The sequence below is a fragment of the Kribbella sp. NPDC050820 genome, assembly GCF_040653975.1.
Lineage (GTDB): Bacteria > Actinomycetota > Actinomycetes > Propionibacteriales > Kribbellaceae > Kribbella.
Genome location: NZ_JBFAHB010000002.1, coordinates 323,632 through 338,030, shown reverse-complemented (window position 1 = coordinate 338,030; position 14,399 = coordinate 323,632). Strand labels below are relative to the sequence as shown.

Here is a 14,399-nt window from a genome sequence, read left to right as displayed (position 1 = left end):
GCGGCGGCACCTGCACCAACACCTCACGCGCCCACATCACCTAAAATTCTCCAGGGGCGGGTAGGGCTTACTTCCGCCCTCCCGGCCCTTTCCCTTGTGGGCTTACTGCTTCCGTACCGGCAGGGCGGTCCCTGGCTCGACGTCGGAGTCTTCCGGCAGGACCTGCAGGCAGCAGCCGACCGAGGCGCCGGCGAACAGCCGGACCACCTCGAGGTCGGACTCGACCGTGGCGGCGCGGGCGTAGACACCGCCGAAGCCGTTGACGACGGTGAAGACGCCCCAGTTCACGATCCACGGCGCCGGGTCGCCGTCGGGCATCGGGAAGAGCTCGGGCACCGGCCGGATCCGGCGCTGCACGACCCACGGGCCGTCGAGGGCTTCCCGGACCCGCTCCTCCCACAGCTCTGCACCGGTGTCGTCGCGCCAGCCCAGCAGCACGCCTTCCCCGCTGTGCCGTGAGGTCGGCTTGAGGACCAGGTCGTCCTGGTGGCTGAGCACGTAGTCGAGCAGCTCGACCTGGCTGCCGTCCTCCATCGTCACCGGGCCGGAGCGCACCATCCGCGTCCACGGCAGGATCCGGTCCAGGCTGGCCAGTGTCTGCTGGTCGAAGTACTCGCGGTTGGCCTCGTCGGACAGCACGGCCAGCGCGCCCTTGCTGGCGAACATCTCCGAGTCCAGCGGCGTGAAGATCTTCACCTCCCCGCGGGCCGCGGCGTCCAGGATCGGGTCCATCAGCGCCGGCGCGTCCGGGTACTCGAGCAGGTCCTCCAGCATGAACAGCCGCTGGATGATGTCGACCTTCCGCTCGCCCAGCCAGACCCCGCCGTCGCGCACCTCGAGCTGCCCGATGTGGCCGACGTGGGCGTCGATCCCCATCTGGTGCAGGCGGGTCGCGAAGTGCCGCATGTACGGCTCGAGGGTCTCGTAGCTGCTCGGCCAGTCGACGGTCGCCAGCACCGGCCGGGAGCCGTACTCGAAGCCGCACTCGACGAACATGTTGTTGACCTGCTCGCGCATCGTGTCGACGTAGCCGAGGCGGTGCGTCTTCGCGAAGTCCGCGAGCACGGGCTGGTCGAGCAGCGCGCGGGCCATGTCGGACTGGTCGATGCCGCCGAGCGCGCTGCCCATGTTGAACTCGAGCAGCTTGAAGCCGGTCTCGTCCATGTACAGGTCGGCGCGACTCTGCTTGGTCACGGTCGCGCCACGGCTGCGCAGTACGGCGGACACCTGTACGTCGGTCATCCCGACGGAGCGGGCGAACGCGGCCAGATCACCGCCGTACAGTTTGTCGGGCAGGCTGATCAGCGCGGCGTGCATGGTCAGGATGTCGTTCGCCAGCTGATCGCATTCGTCGGTGCCGAGGAACAGCGGCCGGGACAGGTACCGGCCGCCATAGAAGGACTGCAACCCGACGGACTCGGGCTGGGTGCTGACGAGCTCGCCGGCGGAGATCCCGCGTCGCTTGATCTCGTCCAGGTACTGCGCAGTGAGTTCAGTTCGGCTCAGGCCGGTAACCATGTTCGGGACCCTCCGGTGGGAAGACGGAGTCAGAGCGCTCCTGCTCGGACAGAGCCGCCGAGCGGACGCCGGAAATACACTCCCCGGCGCAGGTATCTGATCGTGGCCCCGGCGCGCTCTTGTCGGCATGGAAACCATCTCCGAGGCCGGCACCTCGACGGCCACCGCCGAAGCACCGCACGACGCCGCGATCCGGCGCAGCACCACGCGCCGGTACCTGATGTGCCCACCGACGCACTTCGACGTCACCTACTCGATCAACCCGTGGATGAATCCGCGCACGCCGACCGCCCAGCCGCTTGCGGCGGCGCAGTGGCAGGCGGTCCACGACCAGCTGGTCGAGCTCGGTCACACCGTGGACCTGATCCCACCGGTGCCCGGGCTGCCGGACATGGTGTTCGCCGCGAACGGCGCCACCGTCTGGGGCGACCGCGCGCTGGTGGCGCGGTTCCGGCACGCCGAGCGGGACGCGGAGTCGGCGGCCTACCTGGACTGGTTCCGCAGCCGCGGCCTGAAGGTCGAGCAGGCGGAGTCGGCCAACGAGGGTGAGGGCGACTACCTGTCCGCCGGGTCCTGGCTGCTGGCCGGCAACGGGTTCCGCACCGACCGCCGTGCCCATGTCGAGAGCGAGCAGTACTTCGGCCGTCCGGTGATCGGCTTGACCCTGGTCGACGCCCGGTATTACCACCTCGACACCGCGCTGGCCGTACTCGACGAGCAGACGGTGATGTACTACCCGGACGCGTTCACACCAGGCAGTCAGGCGATCCTGCGTGAGCTCTTCCCCACAGCGATCATCGCCACGGCAGACGACGCCGGCGCCTTCGGCCTGAACGCCGTCTCCGACGGTCGCAACGTGCTGATGCCGACCGGTGCAACCCAGCTGGAGGCGAAGCTGCGGGACGCCGGCTTCGAGCCGATCGGTCTCGACGTCTCGGAGCTGCTGCGGGCCGGCGGTGGAGTGAAGTGCTGCGTGCTGGAGCTGCACGGTCCGGCAGGTGGCTGATGATCGACTACGACGGCCGGAGGTTCTCCCCCGCCGGGCATGATCCGGACGACGGTGAAGCTCCGGTCGCGTCGTACCGGCAACGCGGTGACCTGCTCTGGGCGGACTTCAGCGGCGGCCGGGTACGGCGTGGGTCGCTCACCGGCATCTGCCGTCCGGACGACACACTGGAGTTCAGCTACACGATGGTGCTGGCCGACGGGAGCATCATCGTGGGGCACTGCGAGAGCACGCCCGAGCTGCTGCCCGACGGCCGGATCCGGCTGCACGAACGCTGGGAGCGGTACCGACCGCAGGCCGCCACCGGCGTCTCGCAGCTGGACGAGATCGCCCCCGGTTGATCGGCCGCGTGTATCACGGGACGACGGCTCGGCACTCTGCTTGTCATGGATCACGCCGCCGCCGTCGCCGCGGACACGGACGTCAGCGCCGGCGACCTGACCGTTGTGGTGACCAGTGTGTCGTCCGACTCGCACACCTGGAACCTCGTCGTACTGCAGCTGCTCCTCGAAGAACTCGGTCACCAGGTGCACAACCTCGGCGCCTGTGTGCCGGACGAGCTGATGGTCTCCGAGTGCCTGCGACTGCAGCCCGACCTGATCGTGGTCAGCAGTGTCAACGGTCACGGCTTCCACGACGGGATGCGGCTGATCCGCCAGGTTCGGAGCCATGCCCAGCTGGCCGGCACTCCGATGGTGATCGGCGGCAAGCTCGGGATCGCCGGCCCCGGCTGCGACCGCAGCCGGGCCCAGCTGACGGCCGCGGGGTACAGCGCGGTCTTCGAGGACGGCACCGGACTGGCCGCGTTCCGGTCGTACGTCGGCCAGCTGACCACCGGCGAGGCTTCGTGAACGTCCCGGGCACCGGCTCGTTCAGTGACTTCGTGGCCCGCGGACATGCGGCCGGCCGACTCGTGGTGCAACCGCGGATGGGGGTCAGCGATCCCGGCGCCATGCGCACCGGGCTCCTGGCCACCAAGACCGCGGCGGCGACCACGGTCGGGACGATCACGCTCGACAGCTACACCCGGATGGGCGACAACGCGAACGCCGCCGCGGCCCTCGCGTCCGGGGTCGAGCTGAACGGCTACCCCATCGTCGCGCACGAGCTGGCCACCACCCGGGCGGTGCTGGACGGAGTGGTCGCCCCCGACTTCCCCGTGCAGATCCGGCACGGCTCGCCCTGCCCCGAGCCGATCGTCAAGGCGCTGATCCAGGCCGGGCTGCACGCCACCGAGGGCGGGCCGGTCTCCTACTGCCTGCCGTACAGCCGGATGCCGCTGGCGGACTCGATCCCGCACTGGGCCCGCAGCTGCGACCTCCTGGCCGAGGTCAGGGAGACCGGGGTCGAACCGCACGTCGAGAGCTTCGGCGGCTGCATGATGGGCCAGCTCTGCCCGCCCGGCCTGCTGGTCGCGCTGAGCGTGCTGGAGTGCCTGTTCTTCCGCCAGCACGGCATTCGCAGCGTCTCCCTGAGCTACGCCCAGCAGACCAACCCGGACCAGGACACCGAGGCCCTGCTGGCATTGCGCCGGCTGGCCGCCGAGTGGTTGCCGGACGTCGACTGGCACATCGTCGTCTACACCTACATGGGCGTCTACCCGCGGACGGCCGACGGCGCCAACCGGCTCCTCGAAGAGGCAGCCCGGCTGGCTGTCCGGACCGGCGCGGCCCGGCTGATCGTGAAGACAGTTGCCGAGGGCTACCGAATTCCGACCTTCGCCGAGAACGTCGCCGCCCTCGAGACGGCCGCACTGGCCGCGGAGCGCTGCATCACGATCGCCGGCGACGTCGTCGACACCGGCATCCACGCGGAGGCGAAGGCCTTGATCGAGGCGGTGCTCGAGCTCGGTCCGGATCTCGGCTCGGCGCTGGCCACCGCGTTCCGCCGGGGCTACCTGGACGTGCCGTACTGCCTGCACCCGGACAACGCCGGCAAGGCCCGCAGCTACCTCGACAGCGCCGGGCGGCTGCAGTGGGCGACCATCGGCTCGATGCCGATCCGCGGCGTGGTCGGGCCGACCGGCTCCACCAAGCTGACGGCAGCCGGGCTGCTCGCCTCGCTGTCGTACGTCGAGCGGACCTTCGACAACGCCAGCCTCGAGGACGAATACCGAGCCGACTCACTAGGGAGCACACCAGATGACGGAGACCCGGATCCCGGCCACCGAAGCCCGGCTGCCCGCCAGTCCGCGTGAGCACCTGACCGCACCGGTCACCCGGTCGGTGCTGCTGATCCAGAACCGGATGCTGGCGGCTGCCCGCGAGCTCCTCAGCGGTCGTGGGTTCATGGAGTTGCTGCCGCCGGTCATCGGCCCGGTCACCGACCCGGGTGCGCGCGGAGCCAAGCAGGTCGACGTGGACTACTACGGGCACCGGTACAAGCTGATGACCAGTGCAATCCTCTACAAGCAGGCGGCGCTGACGTCGTTCGACAAGATCTTCTTCATCGCGCCGAACATCCGGCTGGAGCCGCTCGAGACCGCGTCGACCAGCCGGCACCTCGCGGAGTTCCACCAGATCGACATCGAGATGGCGAACGCGTCCCGGGACGAGGCGATGGCGGTCGCGGAGGACCTGGTCCGCCATGTCATCCGACGGGTGATGGAAGACCTGCCCGGCGAGTTGGAAAGCCTCGGCCGGGACACCGGTGAGTTCACCGAACTGCTGACCGCGCCGTTCGGGCGCCGTACGCATGCCGACGCGGTCGCCGATCTGCAGGCGATGGGGCACGACCAGAGTCCGGACGCCGAGCTCGACTGGGTCGGCGAGGCGAAGCTGTCGCAGAAGGCCAGCAAGCCGTTCTTCGTCACCGACTACCCCAAGGGATCTCGTGGCTTCTACGACCGGGAGAACAAGGACCAGCCCGGCATGCTGCGGAACTTCGACCTGATCGCCGCCGAGGGGTACGGCGAGCTCTGCAGCGGCAGCGAACGCGAGCAGGACTACGCGACCATCGTCGCGCGGATGCGGGAGACGGCCGAGAACCCGGCCAAGTACGCGTGGTACCTGCAGATGCTCCGGGACGGCGTACCGCCGAGTGCGGGGTTCGGTCTCGGCCTCGAGCGGTTCACGCGCTACGTCGCTGGGCTCGACTCGGTCTGGCAGGCCAGCGCGTTCCCGAAGGTTCCTGGCATCGCCTCGCCGTGACCGCCGGTTCAGGCGAAGATGTCGCGCATGGTGGAAACAGCGTCCGCACCGGCTGGCCGGCTCAGTCTCGGACAGGGCACAGCCTTGTACGTCGGAGCCGTGCTGGCGACTGGCGTCATCGCGTTGCCGGCGCTGGCCGCAGACGTCGCCGGCCCTGCGTCGTTGCTGGCCTGGCTGGGTCTCGCGGTCGTGTCCGCTCCCCTCGCGGCGACCTTCGCGGCGCTCGGTGCCCGCTACCCCGACTCCGGCGGGGTCGCGACGTACGCACGACTGGCGTTCGGTGAACGGGCCGCAGCGGTCGTCGGCTGGTGCTTCTTCCTGTCGGTTCCGGTCGGCGGTCCCGCTGCCGCGTTGTGGGCCGGTGGTTACGTCGAGGCGGGGTTGGGTGGCGGTGAGAGCACTGTCCTCGCGACCATGGTGGCGCTGCTCGTGATCGTGCCGGCCACCAACGCGTTCGGCATCCAGGTGACCGGCCGGGTCCAGATCATCCTGGCGGGCGTGCTGACGCTGTTCCTCGTCTTGGCGGTCGTGCTCTCGCTGCCACACGCCGATCTCGGCAACCTGCAGCCGTTCGCGCCGCACGGCTGGCAGGCGATCGGCCCGGCCGCCGCACTGCTGGTGTGGAGCTTCGTCGGCTGGGAAACGGTCACCTATCTCACCGCGGAGTTTCGACGGCCGGACCGCGACGTGCCGCGAGCCACCGCGTTCGCGGTCATCGTCGTCGGCGTGCTCTACCTCAGTGTCGCGTTCGCTACCATCACCGTTCTTGGTCCGCAGGCCGCCGAGACCGACGCACCGCTGGGCGACCTGCTGGCGATCGGGCTCGGCGGCAACGCCCGGGTCCTGGCTGCAGTCGCTGCGCTGCTGCTCACCTTCGGCGCGATGAACGCCTACTATGCGGGAGCTTCGAAGCTCGGTGCGGCGCTGGCGCGGGACGGCGCGCTCCCTGCGTGGCTGGCCCGCGGAAGCTCGGCCGGAGTGGTGCCGCGGCGCAGTCTCGCCGTACTGAGTGTGCTGTCGATGGTCACGGCCGTGGTTGTGGTGGCGGCGGGAGTAGGGCCGCAGTCCCTGGTCTTGCTCACGACCGGACTGTTCGTGACGGTGTACGCCGTCGGTGTCGCAGCCGCGGTCAAGTTGCTGCCGCGCCGCAGCAAGGCTCGTCTCGCCGCTCTCGTGGCGCAGGGAGCCGTCGTGATTCTGCTGCTGATGGCCGGGCCTTACCTGGTCTGGCCGTTGGTCGTGACCGTGGCCGCCCTGCTCTACTTGAGGTTCGCCCGTCGTCGTCGCTGAGCCCGGACGTATTTTCGCCGGACCGTCGGCGGCTCTTCCGTGCAAAGGCCGACCGAAGGAGCGCAGCCTTGCACGCCGAAGGTTTTCCCGAGACAGCGATCCGGATGCGCGCCAGCGTCGGCGCTGCCGACGCGTTCCCGCCGGCCGACGATTACGGGCATGCGTTGTTCGGCGCCGACTGCGTGGAAGCGCCTGCGTCGGCCGACCCGATCGACCGGCTGCGACTGGTGCCACCGGTCTTCGTGCCACAGCGGATGGAACGGCTCATCGAGCTTGCCCGCGAGCCGGTGTACCGCGACGTGGTCCTGGAGACGACGGTCGGCGGGTTCCGGTCCGCGTTGCCGGTGTACGTCTCGGCGTTCGGCTCGACCGAGGCGGCGAGTATCGCGCTCGGCATCGCGGCCGCTCGCCAGGCCGGTCGGCTCGGCATCCCGATGGTCGTCGGCGAGAACGTCATGCCGGTCAACAGCTACGGCCGGCTGGAGGAGAATGCGGAACGCTCGCTGCTCGGCCGGATCAGCGCGTACCAGAAGGAAGCACTGGACGGGTACGGCGGAGTGGTCGTGCAGCAGAGCACCGAGGACGCCGACGCCGAGGTGTGGAACCTGGTCTACAGCGACCCGAATGTCCTGCCACTGCTGGAGTCCGGCCGGTTGGCGTTCGAGCTCAAGGTCGGGCAGGGCGCCAAACCCGGACTGGGCGGGATGACGCTGGTCGGCGCCGGCGCGGCCGAGCGGCTGGCGGGTGCGTACCTGATCGACCCGGTGCTCGGCGGCGACCGGGTCCTGCGCAGCAGCAGCCCCGGCACGTTCACGGAGGAAATCCTTCGGCAGCAGATCCGCCTGATGCGCAACAACTATCCGCGCGCCCGGATCTGGGTGAAGCTGCCGCCCGCGCGGGACGTTTCAGCCGCAGCGCAGGTGGCGTGGGCGGCCGGCGCCGACGCAGTGTCGGTCGACGGCGCCGAGGCCGGCACCGGCTGGGCGCCGAAGGCTTTCCTTCGCCACGTCGGGCTTCCGCTCGGCGAGTGCCTGCTACGCATCGGCGAGCACCGCACTCCCCAGCATCCGTCCTGCCTGCTGGTCTCCGGACGGATGTGGGAAGGCGCACGGGTCGCCAAGAGCCTTGCCCTTGGCGCGAACGCGGCCGGCCTGGGCCGGGCGGCGCTCATCGCGGTGGACACCGACCCGGACCACGGCCTGACCAATCTGGTCGAGTGCCTGGCACTCGAGTTGCAACTACTCGTCAGCGCCCTCGGCAAGTACCACGTGGAGGCACTCGGCGCCGAGGACCTGTGGAGCCCGGTTTAGCTACGCCAGGGTCGTCCTGGGCGCCATGCTTCTGCCTCGGTCCAGCCGCAGCAGATCGGCCACGGACCTGCGGGGATCCCGTGCCGTCTGCCGCCGGCGAACCATGTCCACCAACTCCTCCGACGGCTCGACCCCGAGCTCACCGGCCAGGCTCCGCTGGAAGAACTCGAGCCGGCGGATCGCCTCGACCACGTTGTCCTCGGCCAGATGCACCTCGATCAGGACCCTGGTCGCGCTCTCCCGCAGGGGTTCCAGCCGCACCGCCGCCATGGCTGCCTCGATCGCCTCGGCGTACCGGCCTGAGCAGGTCAGCTGCTGGGCGGTCAGCTCGAGCGCGTGCAACTGAAGCTGCCGGAGCCGTTCCCGCCCCAGCAACACCCAGTCGTCGTACCAGCCGGGCAGCAGCTCCCCCATCGCCGCCAGCGTCGGCAGCAGCCCTTGATCGGCGCCGCACTCGCCGTCGTTGATCACCCGGCGGATCGCGGTGACGAGGGTGTTCACATCGACGTCGACGGTCTCGGCGATGCGCAGCGTCTCGTCGCCGGTGATGAGCGGGTGCGGAGTCAGCTGGCGCAGCCGCCACAAAGCCGTTCGCAGGCAGGCCTGCGCCTTCGAGTCCGACACTTCCGGCCAGAGCGTGCCGGCCACCTCGGCACGGCTGGAGCGTCCGCGCAGCGCGACGAACGCCACCACACGGCGCGCGCTGAGCGGGATGGACAAGGTCTGGTGGTCCTCGACGACCCGGAAGCCGTCGAGCATCCGGAGCTTCACCGGTCGGTGAGCCCCATCGAACGGTGGATCCGGATCCTCCGCTGGTACCACAGCGCGCATCTGTCGATCTCCCCCATAGTGAACGAAAACCTCACTGCCGCGGCGGGCGTACGGCGGCATTCCGCGACCGCGAGAACGTCGGGCGGACGGATCTCCCGGTACAGGCATCGACGACTCCTCAGTGAGTAACTACCGAGCTACCTCCCGTGAGTCTGAGCCGTCAACTACCCGGAGACAAGTCGTTGGCGCGTCGTGTCCCGATGGTGCCAGCGCGGTCCGGTGTATCACCCGCAGTGGGTCACCCCCTCTCGTTGGGTAGTGCCGACCCGGGAGGAATGCGTGGACGACAACACCGATGGCGTCGTGCTGCAGTTCGGTAGCGGCTTCCAGCCCTACCGGGAGTACCTGATGCAGGGTGCGGCGAAACGCCGGCGGCTCTGGCTGATCGACGACGAGCCGGCGACGTGGCAGCAGCCGTACGTCGACGGCAGCTCCGTGGTCGTGCCGCTCGAAGGCGCCGGCCTGGTGCTCGACCACGACGGCCTGATCGCAGCCGCCGAGGCGGTTGCCCGCACCCGGCCCGTCCGCGGCGTTTTCACGTACGACGAACCGTCGGTGATCGCCACCGCTTTGGTCGCGGACCACCTCGGCCTGCCGGGCCTGACTGCCCAAGGTGCACAGGGATGTCGCGACAAGGCCAGGACCAGACAGGCGCTGACCGCTGCCGGATTGCCGCAGCCGCGGTTCGCTGTCGTCACGACAGCCGACGAGGCCGCCACGGCGGCCGCGGACATCGGCTACCCGGTCGTGGTCAAGCCGCGAGGGATGGCAGCCAGCATCGGCGTCGCCGTGGTGGACGACAAGGCCGGCATCATTGATGCGTTTGAACGAGCCGACCGGTCCAGCCGAAGCGGTCCGGCCGAGTACCACGGTGGCGCGCTGATCGAGGAACTGGTCGAAGGTCCGGAGATCAGCATCGACGGTGCGGTGGTGGCGGGCGAGTACCTGCCGTTCTGCATCGCCCACAAGCAGCTGGGCCCACCGCCGTACTTCGAGGAGGTCGGCCACATCGTCGACGGCGCCGACCCGTTGCTGGCCGACGCCGAGCTGCGCGAGCTGCTCCGGGCGGCGCACGCGGCGATCGGTGCGCCGTACGGCATCACGCACACCGAGATCCGGTTCAGCTCCAAGGGTCCGGTGGTGATCGAGGTCAACGGCCGGCTCGGCGGCGACCTGATCCCGTACGTGGGCAAGCTGGCCACGGGAATCGATCCCGGCGCGGTCCTGGTCGACGTGGCGCAGGGCATCCGTCCCGACCTGGAGCCGGACCACCGGACCTGCGTCGGCATCCGGTTCTGCTACCCACCCGAGGACTGCCGCGTCGAGAAGATCGTCGTACCGGAGCCGGGGTCGGTGCCCGGCCTCGTGGAGGCGCACCCGATGGTGTCCCCGGGCGCGACGGTCCGGCTGCCCCCGCGGGCACACATCGGCCGGCACGCGTACGTCGTCTGCACCGCGGACGATCCCGCCACCTGTGCCGACCGGCTGACGGCCGCGGCCGACCTGGTCGAGCTGACGTACGAGGCAGTGAACGAGCCCGAGTTCTCCGGACGGCCCTGGTGAGCCACGACCCAATTGGAGCCCGCATGATCAACCGTGAGGTCGAACTGCTCGCTGTCGGCGCCGGTCCGGCGAACCTGGCCCTCGCGGTCGCGCTCGAAGAGCTCGGCGTCGACGGCCTCGCCGAGAACTCGCTGGTGATCGAACGCGGTCACTCGGTCGAGTGGCAGCGCGGCCTGCTGCTGCCGTGGACCAAGAGCCAGGTGGCCTTCGCCAAGGACCTGGTGACGTTGCGGAACCCACGCAGCGAGTTCACCTTCCTGAACTACCTGCGCAGCGTCGGCCGCCTCGACGACTTCATCAACATGGGCAGCTTCACGCCGTACCGGGTCGAGGTCTCCGGCTACCTGCGCTGGGTCTCGGAGTCGCTGCGCAAGGTGCGGATCGAGCTCGGCTGTGAAAGCACGTCGGTCGAGCCGGTCCGGAACTCGGCCGGCACCCTGACCGGGTGGCTGACCCGGCTCGCCGACGGCAGCACGATCTCCAGCCGGTACCTGGTGATCGGCGCCGGGCGCGACGTGTACGTGCCGCCGGAGCTGGCCGGGCTGCCCGCCGACCGGTTGATCCACAGCACCCGGTACCGCAGCCAGGTGGCGGAGCTGGACAAGGATCGGCCGTACCGGGTCGCCGTGGTCGGCGCGGCGCAGAGCGCGGCCGAGATGTTCCGTGCAGTGCAGATCGACCTGCCCAACAGCGATGTCAGCTGGGTGATGCGGTCGATCGGGCTGCGCGCGTACGACACGAACAAGTTCACCAACGAGCTCTACTACCCGTCGTACATCGACAAGTTCTTCGAGGCCCGGCCGGAAGGCAAGGAGCAGATCCTGCGGGAGATGCACCTGACGAACTACTCCGGCGTCGAGAGCGACCTGTTGCAGGAGCTCTACACCGGCATGTACCTCGAGAAGCTCGCCGGTGTCGAGCAGCGGCGCCTCGTGCCGATGACCGACATCACCGGCGCCCGCATGGACGGCGACGACATCGTCCTGGAGCTCACCGACCGCAAGACCGGCACCGTGAACGAGCTGCGCCGCGACCTGGTCTTCCTCGGCACCGGATTCGTCCGCGAGATGCCACGGCTGGTCCGCGGCCTCGGCGCGGCGATCGGGCTGGATCGGATCGAGGTCAGCCGGCAGTACCGCCTGATGCTCGGCGAACCGTCCGACGCGGCCTGCTACCTGCAAGGCGTGAACGAGGCGACCCACGGCATCGCCGACTCGCTGCTCAGCGTGCTCGGCAACCGGGCCGCCGAGGTCACGCAGGACATCCTCGCCCGCCGGTCGGGAAAGCGAGTCAACGGAGTGCACCGAGCGCCGGCCGAGCAGCTGACTGCTGTGCCGCTATCGGCTGACGGCGCACTGCAGACCTGAAGCAGCGCGAACATGCCTGGGACGGAGAGGACTTTACTGCCCGCGCCCGGCCGAAGTGTGGTGGTCGCCGCCGGTCTGGTCGCCGGCGCGGCCGCCCTGCTCGGCCTTGCCTTCGCTGCCGGCTGGCTGACGCCGAACGGCGACGCAACGGCCGGTATGGCGCCATCGGCCGCCGGGCCATCAGCGGCGCAAGTGATGTGGCGACTGTTGCTCGCGATCGCGGTGGTCTGCGCGTTGGCGACCCTGTGCAGCCGGCTCGCGCGGTTGATAGGTCAACCGCCGGTCGTCGGCGAGATCGTAGCCGGCTTGCTGCTCGGCCCATCGGTGGTCGGATCGCTGGCGCCCTGGCTGTTCGAGGCCGTCCTCCCGAAGGAGGTCATGCCCAACCTCGGTCTGCTGGCGCAAGCCGGGCTGGCGGTCTTCATGTTCACCGTCGGCGCCGACTTCGGCCATGACCGGCTCGGACGCGACCGTGGCGCGATCGCCGCGGCCAGCCTTGCGATCATGGCTGTCCCGTTCGCGCTCGGCGTGATCGCGGCACTCCCCCTCTACTCGGCGCTGGCCGGCCCGTCCGTGGACCGGCTGCCGTACGCCATCTTCATCGGTACGGCGCTCAGCATCACCGCCTTCCCCGTGCTGGCCCGGATCGTGCAGGACTGTGGTCTGCAGGGCACCCGGCTCGGATCGCTGGCAATGCTGTGCGCTGCCGCGGCCGATGTGCTCGCGTGGTGCGCGCTCGCGATCGTGATGGCGATGATCCGGTCCGCCGGCCCGAGCGACGCCTTGCTGTCGCTCGCGCTGACCATCCTGGTCGGCGGCAGCTGCCTGCTGATACTCAAACCCTTGCTTCGATGGCTCGCCGACCGGTACGCCGCCGCGTTGCCCACGCCGATCCTCGTGCTGCTGGTGCTCGGGCTGATCCTCGGGCTCGCCGCGGCGACCGACCTGATCGGCGTGCACGCGATCTTCGGCGGCTTCCTCGCCGGCCTGGTGCTGCCGAGGGGCAGCGTGCCGGTGGCGCAGGTGTCCGAGCAGATCGGCGGGCTGAACCGCGCGCTGCTGGTCCCGGTCTTCTTCGCCTCGATCGGCCTGCAGACCGACGTCATCGCGGCGGTGTCCCAGCCGGCGGTGCTCGCCGCCGGCGGCCTGCTGCTGGCCGTCGCGATCATCGGGAAGTTCGCCGGGGCCGTCCCGGTGGCCAAGGCCGGCGGCCTGCCTGGGCGGTCCGCGGCCGGCCTCGGTGTCTTGATGAACGCCCGTGGGATCACCGAGATCGTCGTACTGTCCGCCGGCCTCAGTGTCGGCATCATCAACCACAGCGCCTTCACGGTGATGGTGATGATGGCACTGGTCACCACCATGATGGCGGCGCCGTTGCTGCGCCTGCTCGGCCCGTCCCTGCGTGATCCCGCAGCGACCGACCGGTTACCGACGGGTGCGTATGCGAGCGGTGACGCCACACGTGCGATTTCGTGACGGATCGGCTACGTCTGCGTGACGGCGGCGGTGATCGAATAGGCGGCGAAGGCAGCACTGACGACGACCACGGGGGACGTGGTGAGGCACAGGCCGTCCAGGGTTTTGCCGGAGTAGGGCTCTACAGAGCCCGCTGACGCTATGGCTTCAGCCGGTGGTCCGCCGCCACCGGCTGGACCGTCCTGTGCCTTGCTCGCGCATCGTCGCCACCTGCGGGGAACAGCGAAAGGACGTGGAGCGTGTCGACGATCTCGCTACGCACAACCGCACGGCCGGCCGGGGCACATCGCCATCACACCGAATCAGGACTCTCGCTCGAGGTCCTGCTCGGCCGCGCCCTCACCTCTGACTGGTCGGCATGGAAGGAGCTGGAGCGGCGCTTCGGCCCCCTGCTCCTGCACACTGCCCGTGGCGTCGGTCTGAGCCACAGCGACGCCGCTGACGTCGCACAGCTGACCTGGCTGCGGTTGTGGCAACACGGTCGCCAGGTCCGCGACCCCGAGTGCCTCCCGGCCTGGCTGGCCGCGACGGCCCGGCGCGAGGGTCTGCGGGTGGCGATCAGCCGGAAGCGCTACCTCCTCTACGCCGACCCGACAGCCGAGCACAGCGACGGCCACAGTACGGCGATAGTCGACGTCTACCCGGCCGACGGCGAGTACGAGCCCTCCACGGAGCGGGCGCTGTCCCGCCTGCCCAGCCGCTACCAGAAGCTGATCCGCCTGCTGATGTCCGACAGCTGCCCGTCCTACACCGAGATCGCCGAGAAACTGAACCTCCCGATCGGCAGCATCGGCCCGATGCGGATGCGAGCCCTCCAGATGCTCCGCCGTACCCCAGAACTCGCCACCACCGCCCACTGACCGCCGGACCGCGGGGGACGTCGCGCTGC

At 69.7% G+C, this 14,399-nt stretch carries 13 protein-coding genes; 11 read left to right on the top strand and 2 right to left on the bottom strand.

The features are described 5' to 3' along the window. Positions 1–102: 102 nt before the first annotated feature. On the bottom strand, positions 103–1,518 hold the full coding sequence (locus tag AB0H36_RS03935) for a hypothetical protein (protein WP_360516039.1): 1,416 nt from the start codon (positions 1,516–1,518) through the stop codon (positions 103–105). Between the two features lie 127 nt (positions 1,519–1,645). Here AB0H36_RS03935 and ddaH point away from each other — a divergent pair, with 127 nt between their 5' ends. From ddaH to AB0H36_RS03900, 7 genes are all read left to right on the top strand, one after another. Continuing rightward, a complete protein-coding gene (gene ddaH / locus AB0H36_RS03930) occupies positions 1,646–2,524 on the top strand; it encodes a dimethylargininase (RefSeq protein WP_360516036.1) in 879 nt (292 codons plus the stop codon). Next, positions 2,524–2,865, top strand: a complete 342-nt coding sequence (locus AB0H36_RS03925) for a hypothetical protein (protein ID WP_360516033.1) — start codon at positions 2,524–2,526, stop codon at positions 2,863–2,865. The genes ddaH and AB0H36_RS03925 overlap by 1 nt, the downstream gene beginning before the upstream one ends. Positions 2,866–2,910: 45 nt before the next feature. Next, on the top strand, positions 2,911–3,375 hold the full coding sequence (locus AB0H36_RS03920; protein ID WP_360516030.1) for a cobalamin-dependent protein: 465 nt from the start codon (positions 2,911–2,913) through the stop codon (positions 3,373–3,375). Beyond that, a complete protein-coding gene (locus AB0H36_RS03915) occupies positions 3,372–4,721 on the top strand; it encodes a methylaspartate mutase (RefSeq protein ID WP_360516027.1) in 1,350 nt (449 codons plus the stop codon). Before AB0H36_RS03920 ends, AB0H36_RS03915 begins: the two co-directional genes overlap by 4 nt. Then, positions 4,666–5,673 (top strand): asparagine synthetase A, encoded by a 1,008-nt coding sequence (locus tag AB0H36_RS03910; protein ID WP_360516024.1) that lies wholly within the window; start codon positions 4,666–4,668, stop codon positions 5,671–5,673. Before AB0H36_RS03915 ends, AB0H36_RS03910 begins: the two co-directional genes overlap by 56 nt. A 27-nt stretch (positions 5,674–5,700) precedes the next feature. After that, a complete protein-coding gene (locus AB0H36_RS03905; protein WP_360516021.1) occupies positions 5,701–6,963 on the top strand; it encodes an amino acid permease in 1,263 nt (420 codons plus the stop codon). A 68-nt stretch (positions 6,964–7,031) separates the two neighbouring features. Then, a complete protein-coding gene (locus tag AB0H36_RS03900; RefSeq protein WP_360516018.1) occupies positions 7,032–8,273 on the top strand; it encodes a glutamate synthase-related protein in 1,242 nt (413 codons plus the stop codon). On the opposite strand, the gene AB0H36_RS03895 is transcribed toward AB0H36_RS03900, so the two are convergent. Further along, entirely contained in the window at positions 8,274–9,044 is a 771-nt protein-coding gene (locus AB0H36_RS03895) for a BTAD domain-containing putative transcriptional regulator (RefSeq protein WP_360516015.1), read from the bottom strand. 339 nt (positions 9,045–9,383) lie between these two features. Here AB0H36_RS03895 and AB0H36_RS03890 point away from each other — a divergent pair, with 339 nt between their 5' ends. From AB0H36_RS03890 to AB0H36_RS03875, 4 genes are all read left to right on the top strand, one after another. After that, positions 9,384–10,667 carry an ATP-grasp domain-containing protein gene (locus AB0H36_RS03890; RefSeq protein WP_360516012.1) on the top strand — a complete coding sequence of 428 codons (1,284 nt, stop codon included), beginning with the start codon at positions 9,384–9,386 and terminating at the stop codon, positions 10,665–10,667. A 23-nt stretch (positions 10,668–10,690) separates the two neighbouring features. After that, complete coding sequence (locus AB0H36_RS03885; RefSeq protein ID WP_360516009.1) at positions 10,691–12,034, top strand: SidA/IucD/PvdA family monooxygenase; 1,344 nt, start codon at positions 10,691–10,693, stop codon at positions 12,032–12,034. A 12-nt stretch (positions 12,035–12,046) separates the two neighbouring features. Beyond that, complete coding sequence (locus tag AB0H36_RS03880) at positions 12,047–13,510, top strand: cation:proton antiporter (protein ID WP_360516006.1); 1,464 nt, start codon at positions 12,047–12,049, stop codon at positions 13,508–13,510. Between the two features lie 239 nt (positions 13,511–13,749). Further along, on the top strand, positions 13,750–14,370 hold the full coding sequence (locus AB0H36_RS03875) for a sigma-70 family RNA polymerase sigma factor (RefSeq protein ID WP_360516003.1): 621 nt from the start codon (positions 13,750–13,752) through the stop codon (positions 14,368–14,370). The last annotated feature ends 29 nt before the right edge of the window (positions 14,371–14,399 follow it).